Source organism: Pectobacterium artocarpous (genome assembly GCF_046159765.1).
GTDB lineage: Bacteria > Pseudomonadota > Gammaproteobacteria > Enterobacterales > Enterobacteriaceae > Pectobacterium.
Genome location: NZ_JBJXVK010000002.1, coordinates 31,602 through 49,964, shown reverse-complemented (window position 1 = coordinate 49,964; position 18,363 = coordinate 31,602). Strand labels below are relative to the sequence as shown.

The 18,363-nt window shown below is 51.7% G+C and carries 17 protein-coding genes; 10 read left to right on the top strand and 7 right to left on the bottom strand.

Going from position 1 to position 18,363, the window contains the following annotated elements:
- Positions 1 to 208: 208 nt before the first annotated feature.
- The gene (gene tkt / locus ACKQAD_RS01295; RefSeq protein WP_409158481.1) at positions 209 to 2,203 is read right to left on the bottom strand and encodes a transketolase; all 1,995 of its coding nucleotides are present in this window, start codon (positions 2,201 to 2,203) and stop codon (positions 209 to 211) included.
- Between the two features lie 408 nt (positions 2,204 to 2,611).
- Between tkt and loiP the strand changes: the two genes are divergently transcribed.
- Positions 2,612 to 3,364 (top strand): metalloprotease LoiP, encoded by a 753-nt coding sequence (loiP, locus tag ACKQAD_RS01290; RefSeq protein WP_409158480.1) that lies wholly within the window; start codon positions 2,612 to 2,614, stop codon positions 3,362 to 3,364.
- Between the two features lie 669 nt (positions 3,365 to 4,033).
- Positions 4,034 to 4,579: a helix-turn-helix transcriptional regulator gene (locus ACKQAD_RS01285; protein ID WP_409158614.1), complete on the top strand. Its 546-nt coding sequence runs from the start codon at positions 4,034 to 4,036 to the stop codon at positions 4,577 to 4,579.
- A 57-nt stretch (positions 4,580 to 4,636) separates the two neighbouring features.
- Here ACKQAD_RS01285 and speA read toward each other — a convergent pair whose 3' ends face one another.
- A complete protein-coding gene (speA, locus tag ACKQAD_RS01280; protein WP_409158479.1) occupies positions 4,637 to 6,619 on the bottom strand; it encodes a biosynthetic arginine decarboxylase in 1,983 nt (660 codons plus the stop codon).
- Positions 6,612 to 6,770 (bottom strand): hypothetical protein, encoded by a 159-nt coding sequence (locus ACKQAD_RS01275; protein WP_409158478.1) that lies wholly within the window; start codon positions 6,768 to 6,770, stop codon positions 6,612 to 6,614. The genes speA and ACKQAD_RS01275 overlap by 8 nt, the downstream gene beginning before the upstream one ends.
- A gap of 560 nt (positions 6,771 to 7,330) precedes the next feature.
- Here ACKQAD_RS01275 and metK point away from each other — a divergent pair.
- From metK to ruvX, 7 genes are all read left to right on the top strand, one after another.
- On the top strand, positions 7,331 to 8,482 hold the full coding sequence (gene metK, locus ACKQAD_RS01270) for a methionine adenosyltransferase (protein ID WP_409158477.1): 1,152 nt from the start codon (positions 7,331 to 7,333) through the stop codon (positions 8,480 to 8,482).
- 123 nt (positions 8,483 to 8,605) lie between these two features.
- Positions 8,606 to 9,118 (top strand): SprT family zinc-dependent metalloprotease, encoded by a 513-nt coding sequence (locus tag ACKQAD_RS01265; protein WP_409158476.1) that lies wholly within the window; start codon positions 8,606 to 8,608, stop codon positions 9,116 to 9,118.
- A gap of 96 nt (positions 9,119 to 9,214) precedes the next feature.
- Positions 9,215 to 9,913, top strand: a complete 699-nt coding sequence (endA, locus tag ACKQAD_RS01260) for a deoxyribonuclease I (protein WP_409158475.1) — start codon at positions 9,215 to 9,217, stop codon at positions 9,911 to 9,913.
- 116 nt (positions 9,914 to 10,029) lie between these two features.
- A complete protein-coding gene (gene rsmE, locus ACKQAD_RS01255; RefSeq protein ID WP_409158474.1) occupies positions 10,030 to 10,764 on the top strand; it encodes a 16S rRNA (uracil(1498)-N(3))-methyltransferase in 735 nt (244 codons plus the stop codon).
- A gap of 11 nt (positions 10,765 to 10,775) precedes the next feature.
- The gene (gene gshB / locus ACKQAD_RS01250; protein WP_409158473.1) at positions 10,776 to 11,735 is read left to right on the top strand and encodes a glutathione synthase; all 960 of its coding nucleotides are present in this window, start codon (positions 10,776 to 10,778) and stop codon (positions 11,733 to 11,735) included.
- Positions 11,736 to 11,818: 83 nt separating this feature from the next.
- On the top strand, positions 11,819 to 12,382 hold the full coding sequence (locus ACKQAD_RS01245) for a YqgE/AlgH family protein (protein WP_409158472.1): 564 nt from the start codon (positions 11,819 to 11,821) through the stop codon (positions 12,380 to 12,382).
- Entirely contained in the window at positions 12,382 to 12,801 is a 420-nt protein-coding gene (gene ruvX / locus ACKQAD_RS01240) for a Holliday junction resolvase RuvX (RefSeq protein ID WP_409158471.1), read from the top strand. Before ACKQAD_RS01245 ends, ruvX begins: the two co-directional genes overlap by 1 nt.
- A 178-nt stretch (positions 12,802 to 12,979) precedes the next feature.
- Here ruvX and fbp read toward each other — a convergent pair whose 3' ends face one another.
- On the bottom strand, positions 12,980 to 13,984 hold the full coding sequence (gene fbp / locus ACKQAD_RS01235; protein WP_225085867.1) for a class 1 fructose-bisphosphatase: 1,005 nt from the start codon (positions 13,982 to 13,984) through the stop codon (positions 12,980 to 12,982).
- A 169-nt stretch (positions 13,985 to 14,153) separates the two neighbouring features.
- Between fbp and mpl the strand changes: the two genes are divergently transcribed.
- Positions 14,154 to 15,539, top strand: a complete 1,386-nt coding sequence (gene mpl, locus ACKQAD_RS01230; RefSeq protein WP_409158470.1) for a UDP-N-acetylmuramate:L-alanyl-gamma-D-glutamyl-meso-diaminopimelate ligase — start codon at positions 14,154 to 14,156, stop codon at positions 15,537 to 15,539.
- Between the two features lie 108 nt (positions 15,540 to 15,647).
- Here the strand turns inward: mpl and ACKQAD_RS01225 are convergent, their stop codons facing one another.
- From ACKQAD_RS01225 to hflC, 3 genes are all read right to left on the bottom strand, one after another.
- On the bottom strand, positions 15,648 to 16,946 hold the full coding sequence (locus tag ACKQAD_RS01225) for an adenylosuccinate synthase (RefSeq protein ID WP_409158469.1): 1,299 nt from the start codon (positions 16,944 to 16,946) through the stop codon (positions 15,648 to 15,650).
- Positions 16,947 to 17,045: 99 nt separating this feature from the next.
- A complete protein-coding gene (locus ACKQAD_RS01220; protein WP_180778747.1) occupies positions 17,046 to 17,246 on the bottom strand; it encodes a DUF2065 domain-containing protein in 201 nt (66 codons plus the stop codon).
- 123 nt (positions 17,247 to 17,369) lie between these two features.
- On the bottom strand, positions 17,370 to 18,362 hold the full coding sequence (hflC, locus tag ACKQAD_RS01215; protein WP_409158468.1) for a protease modulator HflC: 993 nt from the start codon (positions 18,360 to 18,362) through the stop codon (positions 17,370 to 17,372).
- Position 18,363: the final 1 nt, after the last annotated feature.

Sequence of the window (18,363 nt, the reverse complement as noted above, 5' to 3'; positions counted from 1 at the left end):
ACTGAAACGCTTCAGCTAGCATAAACGAATTAACGCATAAAAGAAATATTCTCGTCTGGCACACACCATAAGAGTGACTTGCGTCATAAAAATGAAAAAACTGCGTATGGAGAGCAGACAAAACACATCGAGAGGGAGATAAATCAGGATGAAAAAAAGCCGTTAGCTCTCGCTGACGGCTTCTCATATAGGGCTTAACGCAGCGAGATTACTTCAGCAGCGTCTGCGCTTTTTCTACCACGTTGTCCACGGTGAAGCCGAATGTTTCAAACAGTTGCTCAGCCGGGGCGGATTCGCCGAAGCTCGTCATGCCGACAATCGCGCCGTTCAGGCCGACATACTTGAACCAGTAGTCTGCAATACCCGCTTCAATCGCCACGCGTGCCGATACAGCTTTCGGCAGCACCGCTTCACGGTAGGCCGCATCCTGCTTGTCGAACGCATCCGTAGACGGCATTGACACCACGCGCACCTTGCGGCCTGCGGCAGTCAGCTTGTCATACGCGCCAACCGCCAGCTCGACTTCAGAGCCGGTGGCAATCAGGATAAGCTCAGGCTGGCCGTCGCTGTCTTTCAGCACATAGCCGCCTTTCGCCACGTTTGCCAGTTGCTCCGCCGTGCGGGGCTGCTGCGCCAGATTCTGACGGGACAGGATTAACGACGTCGGGCCGTCCTGACGCTCAATGGCGTATTTCCACGCCACCGCCGTTTCCACCTGGTCTGCCGGACGCCAGTTGCTCATGTTCGGCGTCACGCGCAGGCTGGCCAGCTGTTCAACCGGCTGGTGCGTCGGGCCGTCTTCACCCAGACCGATGGAGTCGTGGGTGTAGACGTAGATACTGCGGATTTTCATCAGCGCGGCCATGCGTACCGCATTACGCGCGTATTCTACAAACATCAGGAAGGTCGCGGTGTACGGCACAAAGCCACCGTGCAGCGCAATCCCGTTGGCAATCGCTGTCATGCCGAATTCGCGCACGCCGTAGTGGATGTAGTTGCCTGCGTGGTCTTTATCCAGCGAGACCGAGCCGGACCAGATGGTCAGGTTGCTCGGTGCTAGGTCGGCAGAGCCGCCCAGGAATTCCGGCAGCAGTTTGCCGTAGGCTTCCAGTGCGTTCTGTGAGGCTTTGCGGCTGGCGATTTTTGCCGGATTGGCCTGCAACTCGTCGATAAATTTCTGTGCATCCGCCTGCCAGCTGGCAGGCAGCTCACCGGCAGTACGGCGTCTGAACTCGGCAGCCAGTTCCGGGTAGGCGCTGGCGTAGGCGGCAAACGCTTCGTTCCAGGCTGCTTCCTTGCGCTGACCGGCCGGTTTGGCATCCCAGGCGGCATAGATATCAGCCGGAATGTCGAACGGCGCGTGCGTCCAGCCCAACTGTTCGCGGGAGGCCGCCACTTCTGCCTCACCCAGCGGCGCGCCGTGGGAGTCGTGCGTACCCGCCTTGTTCGGTGAACCAAAGCCAATCACGGTTTTGCACATCAGCAGCGACGGTTTGTCAGTGACAAGCTGCGCTGCGCCAATGGCGCGTTTGATGGCGTCCGCATCGTGGCCGTCCACGCCGCGCACCACGTGCCAGCCGTAGGCTTCAAAGCGGGCAGCAGTATCATCGGTAAACCAGCCTTCAACGTGGCCGTCGATGGAGATGCCGTTGTCATCATAAAACGCGGTCAGCTTACCGAGCTTCATGGTGCCCGCCAGCGAGCAGACTTCGTGGGAAATCCCTTCCATCATGCAGCCGTCCCCCAGGAAGGCATAGGTGTGGTGGTCAACAATCTCGTGACCCGGCCGGTTGAACTGTGCCGCCAGCGTGCGCTCGGCAATCGCCATACCGACCGCGTTGGCAATCCCCTGACCCAGCGGGCCGGTGGTGGTTTCCACGCCAGCGGTGTAGCCGTATTCCGGGTGACCCGGAGTTTTGGAATGCAACTGACGGAAGTTTTTCAGTTCTTCAATCGGCAGGTCGTAGCCGGAGAGATGCAGCAGGCTGTAAATCAGCATGGACGCGTGGCCGTTGGACAGCACGAAGCGGTCGCGGTTGGCCCAGTTGGGGTTGGCGGGATTATGGTTGAGGTAATCGCGCCACAGGACTTCGGCGATATCGGCCATGCCCATCGGTGCGCCCGGGTGACCGGATTTGGCTTTCTGCACCCCATCCATGCTCAGCGCGCGGATAGCATTGGCAAGTTCTTTACGAGAGGACATGCTTGACTCCAGATCGGATTAAACGACTGCCACCCCTTAAAAACAAATAAAAATCAATAAGTTGATCAAGAGTGACAAAATAAATATGATTACAAATGTACATGAAAAATGTAGCGAATGCACATGGAACCGTGAGCAAAAAACAGGGATTCCTCGGCTGACGAATCAATGGCGGTTCTTTTGCCAATTGTGCAGTGGATTACGGGCCATACGCGATGTTTTCTAGTGGGTTCACCTTTATTTGGCGTGCCTTTTGGGAACGCATCAGAAACAAAATGCATTACCTACATGCTCTCGTAAAAAGTACAAATCAGATTTTCCGATCTATTTCTCAATGTCGTTTTCGGGTAGTTTATAGCCGATTTTTTCGTACTAAAAAACAAGCACAATCGTAGGGAGATGATTTTTATGGCAATTCGATCTTCTGTGCTGGCGCTGTGTGTCGCAACATTGCTGACTGGCTGCCAGAACTTAAACACCAATACCTTAATGCAATCCGGCGCTCAGGCGTTTCAAGCGGTAACGCTCAGCGATGCGCAGGTTAAAGCGCTTAGCGACCAGTCCTGTGAGAAAATGGATAAAGAGGCAAAAATTGCCCCTGCCGACAGCAACTACACGCAGCGCCTGAATAAAATTGCGGATGCACTGGGCCACGATATCAACGGTACGCCAGCAAACTACAAGGTCTATCTGGAGAAGGACGTTAACGCTTGGGCAATGGCTAACGGCTGCATCCGAGTGTACAGCGGCCTGATGGACATGATGAACGACAATGAAGTGGAAGGCGTTCTTGGCCACGAAATGGGCCACGTTGCGCTGGGACACACGCGTAAAGCGATGCAGGTCGCTTATACGGCAACGGCCGCCCGCACTGCCATCGCTTCTTCGGGTGGCGTGGCAGCTTCCCTGTCACAGTCTCAGTTAGCCGATCTGGGTGAAAAACTGGTGAATTCCCAGTTCTCTCAAATTCAGGAAACGCAGGCCGATGATTACTCTTTCGATTTGCTGAAGAAACGCGGCATCAATCGGGAAGGTCTGGCAACCAGCTTCGAGAAACTCGCCAAACTTGATGCGGGCCATGAGAGCAGCATGTTTGATTCGCACCCTTCATCTGAAGGTCGTGCCAAACACATTCGTGAACGCATTGCTGCCGAGAAGTAACCCCGCGCGCTGATGGCTCACAAAGCAGGCACACTGCGGGCAATTGAAAAAATCTCAATTGCCCGCTAATCATCCGGCCACTATCATCCCCGTCATATCCGCTGTAATCTTTGTGTAACAGCCATCTTTACATCCCGTCATCGTCATGATGATAGGATTTAAGAATTAATAGATAATAAATAGATAGCTATTTTCAATTTCACTAACTTTCTGTTCTCTTTTAAAAAATGATACCTAGTGGATTTCCAGATGCTGGAAAGCCGTCGTCCACGAATGTGGTGGCAAACCGATAACCACGATTAGCGCGGATACCTATGTCTCAATCAGCAGGAATGTTGGGGTAACCCCCTGTATTTAAAGATAGAAATAAGCCAGTAAATCAAGCATACTATGTTGAACCAATAAAAATTTTTCCAGTTTGATCATATAGATATATGATAAATCCTGTTGTCTCTTCCGCAGGTTTCTCTAGAGACGCCACCTTTTTGCAATTTAAAGGCATTTCAGGATCGCGATTTATTAATAACTGGATAACATCAGCAACGATTATTGGTTTGTGACCACTTTCAGACAACAAACTCATATGTGTTAAAAATCATGGATGTGAGAATTTTCAGTAAATGCAATTTTACTACGGTAGGATTACGGGAAATCCTATCCGGTATCCCTATGCTCTCAATAAAACCCGTCAACAGGTTTACGCTGCTGCAGGGAAAGAAAAAATGTATTTTCATCATTGACGGTAGCAGCGAGGGCTTTGAGGAATACTATGAGTCGATAAGAACTCACTTTTATAATATGGCGTCGTCGTTCGTTATCATCAATAATTCCCCCAATCACCCTCCCGTGTGCATTGACGAAAAAACGATTCTTATTTCAAAGTCAGCAGCCATTGATTCTTTTTATAAATTACTCGATTTCGTCCACCTCCACGACCGCCGCTTATTCAGTCCAGTCAGGTTGTCAAAATCTGAATATGCCGTATTCCAGCATTGGTGCGCGGGCTACACGGCGGAAGCGATTGCCGATATCATCGGATTAAATAAGAAGTCAGTACTGAACAGCAAATCACGATTACTGAATAAATATGGCGTTCAGGATAAAAACTCTTTACTGCTAATTGCTAAGATTATCTTCAAAGACAGCGTCCTTGAAGCATTTTCCTCCCTTCCCAAACCAGCAACCGATATCAATATAAGTAATTCGATTATCTGATCGATAGTCGAAAAAAGGGATGCGAGCGAGCATCCCTTTTTACTTTGTCAGTCACACTTATTCTTCATCTTCCAAATAAGTATAGCCGTATAGCCCGGATTCAAACTCTTCCATAAACTGCGTCTGAAGTTCAGCATCCAGATCGGTTTCTTTAACCTGATCGCGGAAACGGATCATCAGCACTTCAGGGTCAAGTTGCACATATTCCAGCATGTCGGCAACCGTGTTCCCTTCGTCGGATTCTTCAATCTCTACGGTACCGTCCTGGAAGACAAACACGTCAACAGTCGACGTATCGCCGAACAGGTTATGCATGTTCCCCAGGATTTCCTGATAGGCGCCGACCATAAAGAAGCCCAGTAACGGTGGGTTTTCTGGATCGTAAGGCGGCATTGGCATTGTCGTTGCTATGCCATCGCCATCAACATAATGATCGATCGTACCGTCGGAATCACAGGTGATGTCCAGCAGCACCGCGCGGCGCTCAGGTGGCTTATCCAGCCCCTCCAGCGGCATTACCGGGAACAACTGATCGATGCCCCAGGCGTCCGGCATGGATTGGAACAGCGAGAAGTTGACGTACAGCTTGTCAGCCATCCGCTCCTGTAACTCATCAATCACTGGCCGGTGCGCACGGTTGCTCGGATCCAACTGCTCCTGAATCATCTTACAAATGCTCAAATACAGCTGTTCTGCTTTAGCACGCTGTGTCAGATCCAACATACCGTGCGTGTACTGAGTATGCACATCATGCAAATCCATCTGGCTATCATGGAGCCACTCACGCAGCGAACGGCGTTTTCCGGGCTGTTTGATTTCCTTCCAGGTCGACCACAGGCTCTCCAGCGCGCGCGGCGCATCTTCTTCCGGCTCAGTCGGTTCACTAAACTCGTTGCGTTCAACCCCGATAATATTGGAAACCAACACGGTATGGTGTGCGGTTACCGCACGGCCGGATTCGGTGATTACCGTCGGATGCGGCAATCCGTGTTCGTTACAGGCATCACCGATGCCCCAAATCACGTTGTTGGCGTATTCATTCAGGCCATAGTTCACTGAACAATCCGACTGAGAGCGCGTGCCTTCATAGTCCACGCCTAAACCGCCACCGACATCAAAGCACTGGATATTCACGCCCAGCTTATGCAGCTCGACATAGAAACGCGCAGATTCACGCACGCCCGTCGCGATATCACGGATATTCGCCAGTTGCGATCCCAGATGGAAATGCAACAGTTGCAGGCTATCCAACCGCCCCGCTTCGCGCAGCATCTCAACCAGTTGCAGCACCTGAATCGCCGCCAGACCAAATTTGGATTTTTCGCCGCCGCTGGATTGCCACTTGCCCGAGCCCTGAGAAGCCAGACGCGCACGGACGCCAAGACGCGGCACCACATTCAAACGCTCAGCCTCTTCCAGAACCAGCCTGATTTCGGACATCTTTTCAATGACCAGATAAACTTTGTGACCCAGTTTTTCACCGATGAGCGCCAGACGGATGTATTCACGGTCCTTGTATCCGTTACACACGATCACCGTGCGCGTCATGCCGGCGTGGCCCAGTACCGCCATCAGTTCTGCTTTTGAGCCCGCCTCCAAACCTAACGGTTCACCAGAATTAGCCAGTGACTCAATGACACGACGATGCTGGTTAACCTTGATGGGGTAAACCAGAAAATAGCCGCCTTCATAGCCAAACGATTCACGAGCCTGTTTAAACGCCGCATTAATAGAACGCAGGCGATGCTGAAGGATTTGCGGAAAGCAGAACAGCGCAGGAAGACGCTGGTGGTGGTCTTTCTGCATATCTTTGACCAAGTTGGCCAGATCGACGCGAGCTTCTGGTACGTCAGGATCCGGGCACACGCTAATGTGGCCGAGCTCATTGACGTCATAGTAATTATTGCCCCACCAGGCAATATTGTAGGTACGAAGCATTTCGCTGGCATTACGGTCATTCATGGCAACCTCCTGCATTGAGCGCAAATTTTCATGTTTACCCGTCGCTGACGAGCCGTGATGAATCATGTCGTCAGACATAACGAACCTCTTCTTTTTCTGGACTGCTGATCACATCAGTACCTGAATAAACCGCCCACATGAGCATACCTGCAACATGCGGCGTCGACAGTGAAAAATTCGGCGTAATGAAGTATGCCGTCACTTTATTACTCTTATTAGTGTAAAACATGTTGTCAGACTCCGTGTTACGGGTCGATAAAACTCGTTATGAAAATCACCAGGAGAACGTGACCAGAAAGGCATTCAAACGCTTCTGGCAGAAAGAATAACAAGCAGGTTAACCAGCCCTGGAGTCCTGTGTCGAATTTAAAGACAGGCAACGTCGAGAAACGTAAAAGAAGGGTTGAGTCGCGGACGCGGTAGCGTCAAAAGGGACATATTGCGAACGCAATATACTCAGTAAACTACGGATCATTAATCCTACCACCTCCACGTGCGCCGCAGGCTATGCGGTCAGCTATCAATAAGAAATTTCAAGATGTCGCGGATTACATCACCGCTCGCCGTTTATACCTACATGCTACTGGAAAAGCAAAATGAAAATTGCGGCCAGTCATCTCTTGTAAAAGAAAAAACAGCCGATGATAAGAGGACGATGGAAAGCTAATGCGAAAAACTGCTGGCACTGAGACTAAAAGGTGCCCTAGAATAGCCATCCAGATGTTAATCCGTCTATACTGATTAACTGATACACTACTTAACGGCTTTGATTTGAAGGTAAAGAAACTCATGGCTAAACACCTTTTTACGTCCGAGTCAGTCTCTGAAGGACATCCCGATAAAATTGCTGACCAGATCTCTGATGCGGTTCTCGACGCCATTCTGGAGCAAGATCCAAAAGCGCGTGTCGCTTGTGAGACTTATGTAAAGACCGGAATGGTGTTAGTCGGTGGCGAAATCACCACCAGCGCCTGGGTCGATATTGAAGAAATTACCCGTCGTACCGTGCGTGATATCGGTTATGTCAATTCCGAAATGGGCTTTGATGCCAACTCTTGCGCCGTACTGAGCGCGATTGGTAAGCAGTCTCCTGACATCAATCAGGGGGTTGACCGCACCGATCCGCTGGAACAAGGCGCTGGCGATCAGGGCTTGATGTTCGGCTACGCGACCAATGAAACCGACGTGTTGATGCCTGCGCCAGTGACTTACGCACACCGTCTGGTACAACGTCAGTCAGAAGTGCGTAAAAACGGTTCACTGCCGTGGCTGCGCCCGGATGCGAAAAGCCAGGTTACATTCCTGTATGACGATGGCAAGATCGTCGGTATTGATGCCGTGGTACTGTCTACCCAGCATTCAGAAGAGATCAGCCAGGAAGACCTGCACGAAGCCGTGATGGAAGAGATCATTAAACCGGTTCTACCTGCAGAGTGGCTGTCTGCCAGTACCAAATATTTCATCAACCCAACCGGACGCTTTGTTATCGGCGGCCCAATGGGTGACTGCGGTCTGACTGGCCGTAAAATCATCGTTGATACCTACGGCGGCGCGGCGCGTCACGGTGGCGGTGCGTTCTCCGGTAAGGATCCGTCTAAAGTAGACCGTTCTGCTGCCTATGCCGCGCGCTATGTTGCCAAGAATATCGTCGCCGCAGGCCTGGCCGATCGCTGTGAAATTCAGGTGTCCTACGCTATTGGCGTAGCAGAACCGACCTCTATCATGATCGAAACTTTCGGCACAGAGAAAGTGTCTACCGAGCAACTGACGCTGCTGGTGCGCGAATTCTTCGATCTACGTCCTTATGGCTTAATCCAGATGCTGGACCTGCTGCATCCGATTTATCAGGAAACGGCAGCCTATGGTCACTTTGGTCGCGAACATTTCCCTTGGGAAAAAACGGACAAAGTCGCACAGCTGCGCGAAGCCGCGGGCCTGTAATCCGGCAATGCAATAGACACCAAACGGCGAATGAAAATTCGCCGCTTTTCATTCTGCTTTACCCAACTTTCCCTCTGCTTCACCTATTGCGTCTCCCTGCGACTCACTTTATCCTCACAGAATATGAACACACCCCGAATCCCCATTGCCAGCCATCAGGCAGTGATGCGCTGTCTGCGTGATAAATTACAACTGGCCAACCTCACGTTGCAAACGGACTACACCGAACCGACGGTAAATTACCAGCAGCGCGGCGCTACTGCAGGAACGGCCTGGCTGCAACACTGGGAAATTCGGCTCAATCCCGTCTTGTTGCAGGAAAATCAGCAGGCTTTTATCGATGAGGTAGTGCCCCATGAACTGGCCCATCTGCTGGTCTACGCACGTTTTGGTCGTGTAGCGCCTCATGGCAAAGAATGGCGCTGGATGATGGAAAGCGTCCTGCGAGTTCCAGCAAAACGAACCCATCGGTTCGCGGTGCAATCCGTACAGGGGAAAACCTTCACGTACCTGTGCGCTTGCCAACGGCATGAGCTGACGATCCGCCGACACAATCGGGTACTGCGCGGCGAAATAGAATATCGCTGCCGTCGCTGCGGGAAAACCTTACGTCATGATGTAAAAAGTTCTATTTAAAAGGGAATTTCCAGTTTTAAAAGCTGCTTTTGCATTTGCCTGCCGACGAGACATCCGGTAGTCTGCCAACTTTACAGCCTGTGGATTATTTGGAATATGCTACGCAAAATTCTCGCTATCTCCGCCATTGGCGCGACGCTGTTTTCGGCTGCCGCGTTAGGTCAAAACATCAATAATTTTTCGCAGGCAAAAGCCGCCGCGGTCGACATCAACAGGGATGCACCAGGTTCGTTTTACTGCGGCTGCAAAATTACGTGGCAGGGCAAGAAAGGCACCCCCGACCTTGAATCCTGCGGCTACCAGGTCAGAAAAAATGAACAGCGTGCCAGCCGTATCGAGTGGGAACACGTTGTGCCCGCCTGGCAATTCGGCCATCAGCGCCAATGCTGGCAGGATGGTGGCAGAAAGAACTGTAGCAGCGACCCCATCTACCGCAAGATGGAAACCGATTTACATAACCTGCAACCTGCGGTTGGCGAGGTCAACGGCGATCGCGGTAATGCCATGTATGGTCAGTGGAACGGTGGCAAATCCCAATATGGTCAATGCGAGATGAAAGTTGACTTCAAAAACAATCTGGCAACCCCCCCGGCTCGCGCCCGTGGCCAGATCGCCCGTACCTATTTCTATATGCGTGACCGCTATCAGTTGCGCTTGTCCAGTCAGCAAACCCAGCTGTTCGAAGCCTGGGATAAGCAATACCCAGTCACCCAGTGGGAATGTACCCGCAATCAGCGCATCGCCGCAAAACAGGGAAACCCAAATCCCTACGTTCAACAAGCTTGCCAGCGCTAGTTCGTCTACCTACTATAGCAAATCGGTTTCCAGCAACACCGCCGTCAGATGACGGTGGTGTTGCCAGTTTCTGGCGTTCCTGCGCCTCTCTCTTTTATTCAAAGGTCTGAATCCGCATGCGAGTACCACGCATTTTTCATCCCGAGACGCTCCCCCTACACGGCGGTGAAGCCGAACTGAGCGACGATGCCGCCAATCACGTTGGTCGCGTGTTACGCATGAATACGGGACAGGCATTGCAGTTGTTTGATGGCAGCAATCATGTCTTTGATGCGGAAATTATCGCAGCTGGCAAAAAGAGTGTGCGCGTTCACTTCACAGCAGGTAAGTTGGAAAATAAAGAATCGCCCCTACATTTACATCTGGGACAGGTGATGTCACGCGGCGAAAAGATGGAGTTTACTATCCAGAAATCTATCGAGTTGGGCGTCAATGTGATTACCCCGCTGCTTTCCGAACGCTGTGGCGTAAAACTGGATGCCGAGCGTCTGGAGAAAAAGATTAGCCAATGGCAGAAAATTGCGATTGCCGCCTGTGAACAGTCTGGCCGCAACTGTGTGCCACTGGTGCGGCCAGCGATGACGCTGGAAGCCTGGTGTGCGGAACAAGACAACGCGTTGAAATTAAATCTGCACCCGCGCGCCACACAAAGCATCAATACACTGCCGCTGCCCGTAGAACGGGTTAGATTGCTGATAGGGCCAGAAGGCGGGCTCACCGCCGATGAAATTACCATGACCTCAGAACACGGATTCACTGATATCCTGTTGGGGCCACGCGTCTTACGCACAGAAACCACTGCACTCACCGCCATTACCGCCTTACAGGTACGTTTCGGCGATTTGGGGTAAAGGAGAAAAGAATGATCAAACTCGGTATCGTGATGGACCCGATTGACACCATCAATATCAAGAAGGACACCAGCTTTGCTATGCTGCTGGAAGCACAGCGCCGTGGTTGGGAACTGCATTATATGGAGATGAACGATCTTTATATGCAGGCGGGCATTGCCCGTGCAACAACGCGTCGCCTGAGCGTCCAGTACGATTACGACGGCTGGTACGATTTTTCCGGTGAGCAGGACATTGCACTGGAAGAGTTGGATGTGGTGCTGATGCGTAAAGATCCGCCGTTCGATACGGAGTTCATCTACGCGACCTATATTCTGGAACGCGCGGAAGAGAAAGGCACACTGATCGTCAATAAGCCGCAAAGCCTGCGCGATTGCAATGAGAAGCTATTCACCGCTTGGTTCCCTCACCTGACACCCGATACGCTCGTCACACGTCGTGCCGATAAGCTGCGTCAGTTCCATGAAAAACACGGTGACGTTATTCTCAAGCCGCTGGACGGCATGGGCGGCGCGTCTATTTTTCGCCTAAAGCAGGACGACGCCAACGTTTCGGTGATTATCGAAACGCTGACCGAACACGCCACCCGTTACTGCATGGCGCAAAATTACCTGCCTGCGATTAAAGACGGCGATAAACGCGTGCTGGTGGTCGATGGCGAGCCTGTTCCCTACTGTCTAGCGCGTATCCCAAAAAGCGGTGAGACACGGGGTAATCTGGCCGCCGGTGGCCGCGGCGAAGCACGCCCGCTGAGCGAAAGCGACTGGAAAATCGCCCGTGACGTCGCGCCGACATTAAAAGCCAAAGGCCTGATTTTCGTCGGTCTGGACATCATCGGCGACCGCCTGACAGAAATTAACGTCACCAGCCCAACCTGCGTGCGTGAAATCGAAGCGGCCTACCCAGATATCTCTATCACCGGCATGCTGATGGACGCCATTGAAAAGCGTCTGGCTGCACGTACCCGCTAATACCAGAGACACCTGATACACCACTCGGCCCGCGCAATGCGGGCCGCTTCTCCAACGCTGACGGATATCGATAAAAATACACAATGAATTTACAGCATCACTTCCTCATTGCTATGCCAGCACTACAGGACTCTGTATTTAAACGTTCGGTGGTCTATATCTGCGAACATAATGAAGACGGAGCCATGGGGCTGATCATCAATAAACCGATGGATCAGTTTTCCGTGGAAAATGTGCTAAAAAAGCTAAAAATAGATCCGACACCGCGCGATCCCGCTATTCGACTGGATAAACCCGTCTTCATGGGCGGCCCACTGGCGGACGATCGGGGTTTTATCCTACATACACCCTGCCCCGGCTTTGGTTCCAGCATCAGTATTTCTGAAGACACCATGATCACTACATCAAAAGACGTGCTGGAAACGTTAGGGACACCTAACCAACCGAAAAATACGTTGGTCGCCTTAGGCTATTCCGCCTGGGAGAACGGTCAGTTGGAAGAAGAGCTGCTGGAAAATGCCTGGCTGACCACGCCGGCCGATAAAGACATTCTGTTCTACACGCCGATTGCGGAACGTTGGCGGGCGGCGGCCAGAAAACTGGGCATCGATATTCACAATATCTCCACCGAAACGGGACATGCCTGATGAACAGCAGAACCATTCTTGCCTTTGATTTTGGGACAAAAAGCATCGGTGTCGCCATCGGTCAGGAGATTACCGGTACGGCACGACCGCTAACATCATTCAAAGCGCAGGAAGGGATCCCAGACTGGCAAAAAGTGGAGAAGCTGTTGTCCGAATGGCAGCCCGATCTGGTCGTCGTCGGCCTGCCGCTCAACATGGATGGTACTGAGCAGCCGCTGACTGCACGGGCGCGAAAATTCGCTAACCGACTGCATGGCCGTTTTGGCGTCGCTATTGAGTTACACGATGAACGCTTGAGTACCGTAGAAGCGCGTGCGGATCTCTTCGAGCGCGGCGGCTTTAGAGCGCTGGATAAAGGTAGCGTAGACGCGGCCTCTGCGGTGATTATTCTGGAAAGCTGGTTCGAGGCGCAGCTTTAAAAGACAACCCCGTGTTAGCCGAGAATCCGACCACACGGGACTATACCCATCATACTTCAAATTGCATGTGCGTTGGCTGCGCTCAATCACCCGAATCACTTACCTATGTAAGCTCATCGGGATTCCTTCCCTTGCCGCCTGCCTGAAATTTGAATTATTTAGGGTATATAGATGTTAATTAGGCATCGGGGAATTCGCGGATGAAACGCTCAACGTCATTCACCATCGATTCCGTCCCGACGAAGAACGGTGAGCGCTGATGCAATTTCTCCGGCGTGATATCCAGAATACGGTTTTTACCGTCGCTGGCCTTACCGCCCGCCTGCTCCGCCAGAAACGCCATCGGGTTGCATTCGTACAGCAAACGCAGTTTGCCTTTCGGATAGCTCGCCGTGCTTGGGTATAGGTAGATTCCGCCTTTCAGCAGATTACGGTGGAAATCTGCCACCAGTGAGCCAATATAACGCGACGTGTAAGGACGCTGCGTCTCTTCATCCTGCTCCTGACAGTACTTGATGTATTTCTTCACGCCGACAGGAAACTTGATGTAGTTTCCTTCGTTGATGGAATACATATTCCCTTTTTCCGGGAAGCAAACTTTTTCATGCGAGAGACAGAATACACCGAGCGACGGATCGTAGGTAAAGGCGTGCACGCCGTGACCCGTGGTATATACCAGCATGGTTGAAGAACCATAAACAATGTAGCCCGCCGCAACCTGCTGGCTACCCGGCTGTAAGAAGTCAGCTTCCGTGACTGAGGTGCCCAGCGGCGTGATACGGCGATAAATAGAGAAAATCGTACCGACAGAGACGTTCACATCAATATTCGACGAGCCGTCCAGCGGGTCCATCAGAACCACATACTTGGCATTTTCCGCCTTATCACCTTCAAAGATAACAATTTCGTCTTCTTCTTCAGAGGCGATACCTGCCACTTCACCACGCGCTTTTAATGCCGCTTTCAGTTTTTCATTGGCATACAGATCGAGCTTCATCTGCACTTCGCCCTGAACATTAGAAATACCGCTGGCACCCAGAATATCAACCAAACCCGCTTTATTGATATCACGGTGAATAATCTTGGCACCCAGTTTAATAGCAGACAGCAGCGCGGTAAGCTCACCTGTGGCGTGAGAGAAATCGTGCTGTTTTTCGACGATAAATTCGCCTAACGTTTTCATAACACTATTCCAGAATCTACGGATGAAAAGCGGTTTCAGTTCTACACCGCCAACGTTTGCGCATGCAGTGTAGCCCAAAGAGAAAGTGAGTACCTAGTCAAATCCATTTCTTATGGTGGATTCATAGCGTTAGAATGTGACGCAGACTCACTGTGAAGATGGAAAATGTATGCGTATTCATATTTTAGGTATCTGCGGCACCTTTATGGGCGGCCTTGCCCTACTTGCTCGTTCGCTGGGGCATGATGTCACGGGCTCAGATGCAAATGTTTATCCCCCTATGAGTACCTTACTTGAAGAACAGGGAATCACGCTGATTCAGGGCTACGATCCGGCACAGCTTACCCCTACCCCTGATTTGGTCATCATCGGCAATGCAATGACGCGTGGAAATCCATGCGTCGAAGCCGTACTGGAACAGGGATTGCCTTATGTTTCCGGTCCACAGTGGCTGCACGATCATGTACTACGCGACCGCTGGGTAATTGCCGTTGCGGGTACACATGGCAAAACCACCACGGCGGGGATGGTCACCTGGATTCTGGAAGATTGCGGCTATCAGCCCGGCTTTGTAATCGGTGGCGTTCCCGGCAACTTCACTATTTCCGCACGCTTGGGCGACAGCCCGTTCATGGTGCTCGAAGCCGATGAATATGACTGTGCGTTCTTCGACAAACGTTCCAAATTCGTACATTACTGCCCCAGAACGCTGGTGCTCAACAATCTGGAGTTCGATCACGCCGATATCTTTGACGATCTGAAAGCCATTCAGAAACAGTTCCACCACCTTGTACGGCTGGTGCCGGGCAGCGGGAAGATCATCCTGCCAACCAATGACCTTAACCTCAAACAGGTAATGGGAATGGGATGCTGGAGCGAGCAGGAACTGGTTGGCGAAGAAGGCACGTGGCGGGCACAGAAAGTATCGATCGATGCCAGCCAATATCAGGTTTACCTGAACAATGAACTGGTCGGTGAAGTCCACTGGAAGCTGGTGGGTGAACACAACATGCACAACGGGCTGATGGCCATTGCGGCAGCACACCACGTCGGCGTGCTACCCGCAGATGCCTGCCGTGCACTGGGCGGATTTATCAACGCGCGTCGCCGTCTGGAATTACGCGGTACGGAGCACGGCATCGCGGTTTATGACGACTTTGCACACCACCCTACCGCAATTCTGGCGACGCTGTCGGCGCTACGCAGCAAGGTTGGCGGCACAGCACGTATTCTAGCCGTGCTTGAACCCCGTTCCAACACCATGAAATTGGGAATGTGTAAAAACGAGCTGGCACCGTCATTAGGCCGCGCAGATGAAGTTTTCCTATTCCAGCCAGCACATATTCCGTGGCAGGTCGTAGAAGTCGCGGAAGCCTGTGTACAGCCTGCTCACTGGAGCGCGGATATTGACACGTTGGTAGACAACATCGTTAAGACCGCACAGCCTGGCGATCACATTCTGGTGATGAGCAACGGCGGATTCAGCAACATCCACAATAAGCTATTAGATGGGCTGAAGAAGAAAGCGCAGAAAGTGGAAGACGCTCAGGAATAACAGGTAGAAACTGTCGTTATTCACACGACGGCGACTAGCTTACAGATAGCAAAAAGGACGGGAATCCCGTCCTTTTTCATCTTCGCATCACCCGTTAAGGGAACGAAATCAAGCGTCGAACGGATCGCGCAACACCATCGTTTCGCTACGATCTGGACCGGTAGAAATAATATCAATCGGCACACCGGTGACTTCTTCGATACGTTTGATGTAGTCCAGAGCAGCCTGCGGCAGCTTACTGTGATCTTTCACGCCAAACGTGCTTTCAGACCAGCCTGGCATCGTTTCGTAAATCGGTTCAAGGCCTTCCCAGCCTTCAGCAGCCAGCGGAGTGGTATCCACTTCGGTGCCATTCGGCAAACGATAGCCTACGCAGATTTTAATCTCTTTCAGACCGTCCAGAACATCCAGCTTGGTCAGGCAGAAGCCAGACAGCGAGTTGATCTGTACTGCACGACGCACGGCAACCGCATCCAGCCAGCCGGTACGACGACGGCGACCTGTTGTCGCGCCAAACTCGTTACCTTTCTGAGACAGGTGCTCACCGACTTCTTCAAACAGCTCAGTCGGGAATGGACCGGCACCCACACGGGTAGAATAAGCTTTAACGATACCCAGCACGTAGTCTACATAACGTGGCCCCAGACCAGAACCGGTAGCAACGCCACCCGCAGTGGTATTTGAGGAGGTCACATACGGATAAGTACCGTGGTCGATATCCAGCAGCGTACCCTGCGCGCCTTCAAACATAACGAAATCGCCACGCAGGTGCGCTTTATACAGCAGATCGGAAACATCAACTACCATCGCAGTCAGGATGTCAGCAATCGCCAGCACATCGTCCAGCACTTTCTGGTAGTCGACCGCATCGGCTTTGTAGTAGTTAACCAACTGGAAGTTATGGTATTCGACGATCTCTTTCAGTTTGACGGCAAAGGTTTCTTTATCAAACAGATCGCCAACGCGCAGGCCACGGCGAGCAACTTTATCTTCATACGCCGGGCCGATACCGCGGCCAGTCGTACCAATTGCTTTCGTACCACGCGCTTTCTCACGCGCGTTATCCAGCGCGACGTGATAAGGCAGGATTAACGGACAAGCTTCAGAAAGCAGCAGACGTTCGCGTACCGGGACGCCACGCGCTTCAAGCTCCGTCATTTCTTTCATCAATGCGTCAGGTGCCAGCACAACACCGTTACCAATGATGCTGACAACATTTTCACGCAGAATGCCAGAAGGAATTAAATGAAGGACGGTTTTTTCACCGTTGATAACCAGTGTGTGGCCAGCATTGTGTCCACCCTGATAGCGCACAACATATTTAGCCCGTTCAGTCAGCAGGTCAACGACCTTGCCTTTACCTTCGTCACCCCATTGGGTGCCCAGTACGACGACGTTCTTACCCATTTCAAGAATCACCAGGTTGCTTAAAAAAGGATTCTAACATCTCATTTGGATGCTTTCAGTACTTTTAGCACACGATTGCGCACATTTTTCCGCTTAATTTTAGCTACCCATGCGGCTACGCAACATGTAGTAGATCACGCACCCAGCAACAACTATTCCACCGCCAAAACGGCGCAAAACATTATCTGGCAACTGCGCGATACCCAAAATCATACGCCGCCAGAGACGGGGAAACAGCAGCGGTCCAAGCCCTTCAAGCACCAAAACCAGCCCAAGCGCCAGCCAAATCGTTGAATTCATAACAACCTCTTTCCCCACATCCGATTCGTGCAGGAGCAAACCCTTGAATATCTCTGCCAGAAAATGGCAAAAAAAAGCCCGAGAAAGAACCCGGGCTTGATGAAAGACGTCAGTGAATGACGATCAGCGGCGTGGTACCACGCTGTCCGGTGACTTCATGTAACGGAAGAAGTCGCTATCCGGGCTGAGAACCATCACGTCCTGATTATTACTGAAGCTGCTTTCATACGCGCGCAGGCTACGAACGAAAGCATAGAAGTCAGGATCTTCACTGAATGCGTTAGCAAATAGTTTCGCGGCTTCTGCATCCCCCTCACCACGGGTGATACGCCCCTGACGCTCAGCTTCAGCCAGCGTACGGGTGACTTCATAGTCTGCCGCCGCTTTCAGCTTTTCAGCCTCTTCCTGACCCTGTGAACGGTGGCGACGCGCGACCGCTTCACGCTCTGCACGCATACGTTGGTAAATGGCGTCAGAGACTTCAGTTGGCAGGTTGATTTGCTTAATTCGCACATCGATAACCTCAATCCCCAGTGCAGCCATACTGTTAGGGTTGATATGAGGCTCGTTGCCCGTCGTTTCTTTCTCAACGCGCGCAGCAGCAGAAGCAATCGCATTATCGGCTTCGGTGGTTTCCCCCGTACCGGTATTCAGCGCTTCACGCACGTCAGACATCAGTTGACCACGCGAGTCGGTCACAATGCCTTTCACATCCAGACGACCAATCTCAGAACGCAGACGGTCACTGAATTTACGTTTCAACAGAACTTCAGCCTGAGAGATGTCGCCACCGCCCGTTGCCAGATAGTAACGGCTAAAATCGCTGATGCGCCATTTCAGGTAGGAATCGACAATCAGGTCTTTCTGCTCTTTAGTGATAAAGCGGTCAGCCTGGTTTTCCATCGTCTGGATACGTGCGTCCAGCATTTTTACTGAGTCGATAAACGGAATCTTGAACTGCAATCCCGGTGCATAAATCAGCGGCTTGTTCTCGTCATCACGCAATACTTTGCCAAAACGCATCACAATGCCGCGTTGGCCTTCCTGCACCACAAACAGTGACGCATAGACCACCATCAGTACCAGGATCAGGATAAATAGTAAGGGCTTACGCATC

Excerpts from the sequence above, each read along its gene's own strand:
- tkt (WP_409158481.1), bottom strand. The coding sequence starts at position 2,203 with ATGTCCTCTCGTAAAGAACTTGCCAATGCTATCCGCGCGCTGAGCATG.
- loiP (WP_409158480.1), top strand. The coding sequence starts at position 2,612 with ATGGCAATTCGATCTTCTGTGCTGGCGCTGTGTGTCGCAACATTGCTG.
- ACKQAD_RS01285 (WP_409158614.1), top strand. The coding sequence starts at position 4,034 with ATGCTCTCAATAAAACCCGTCAACAGGTTTACGCTGCTGCAGGGAAAG.
- speA (WP_409158479.1), bottom strand. The coding sequence starts at position 6,619 with ATGTCTGACGACATGATTCATCACGGCTCGTCAGCGACGGGTAAACAT.
- ACKQAD_RS01275 (WP_409158478.1), bottom strand. The coding sequence starts at position 6,770 with ATGTTTTACACTAATAAGAGTAATAAAGTGACGGCATACTTCATTACG.
- metK (WP_409158477.1), top strand. The coding sequence starts at position 7,331 with ATGGCTAAACACCTTTTTACGTCCGAGTCAGTCTCTGAAGGACATCCC.
- ACKQAD_RS01265 (WP_409158476.1), top strand. The coding sequence starts at position 8,606 with ATGAACACACCCCGAATCCCCATTGCCAGCCATCAGGCAGTGATGCGC.
- endA (WP_409158475.1), top strand. The coding sequence starts at position 9,215 with ATGCTACGCAAAATTCTCGCTATCTCCGCCATTGGCGCGACGCTGTTT.
- rsmE (WP_409158474.1), top strand. The coding sequence starts at position 10,030 with ATGCGAGTACCACGCATTTTTCATCCCGAGACGCTCCCCCTACACGGC.
- gshB (WP_409158473.1), top strand. The coding sequence starts at position 10,776 with ATGATCAAACTCGGTATCGTGATGGACCCGATTGACACCATCAATATC.
- ACKQAD_RS01245 (WP_409158472.1), top strand. The coding sequence starts at position 11,819 with ATGAATTTACAGCATCACTTCCTCATTGCTATGCCAGCACTACAGGAC.
- ruvX (WP_409158471.1), top strand. The coding sequence starts at position 12,382 with ATGAACAGCAGAACCATTCTTGCCTTTGATTTTGGGACAAAAAGCATC.
- fbp (WP_225085867.1), bottom strand. The coding sequence starts at position 13,984 with ATGAAAACGTTAGGCGAATTTATCGTCGAAAAACAGCACGATTTCTCT.
- mpl (WP_409158470.1), top strand. The coding sequence starts at position 14,154 with ATGCGTATTCATATTTTAGGTATCTGCGGCACCTTTATGGGCGGCCTT.
- ACKQAD_RS01225 (WP_409158469.1), bottom strand. The coding sequence starts at position 16,946 with ATGGGTAAGAACGTCGTCGTACTGGGCACCCAATGGGGTGACGAAGGT.
- ACKQAD_RS01220 (WP_180778747.1), bottom strand. The coding sequence starts at position 17,246 with ATGAATTCAACGATTTGGCTGGCGCTTGGGCTGGTTTTGGTGCTTGAA.
- hflC (WP_409158468.1), bottom strand. The coding sequence starts at position 18,362 with ATGCGTAAGCCCTTACTATTTATCCTGATCCTGGTACTGATGGTGGTC.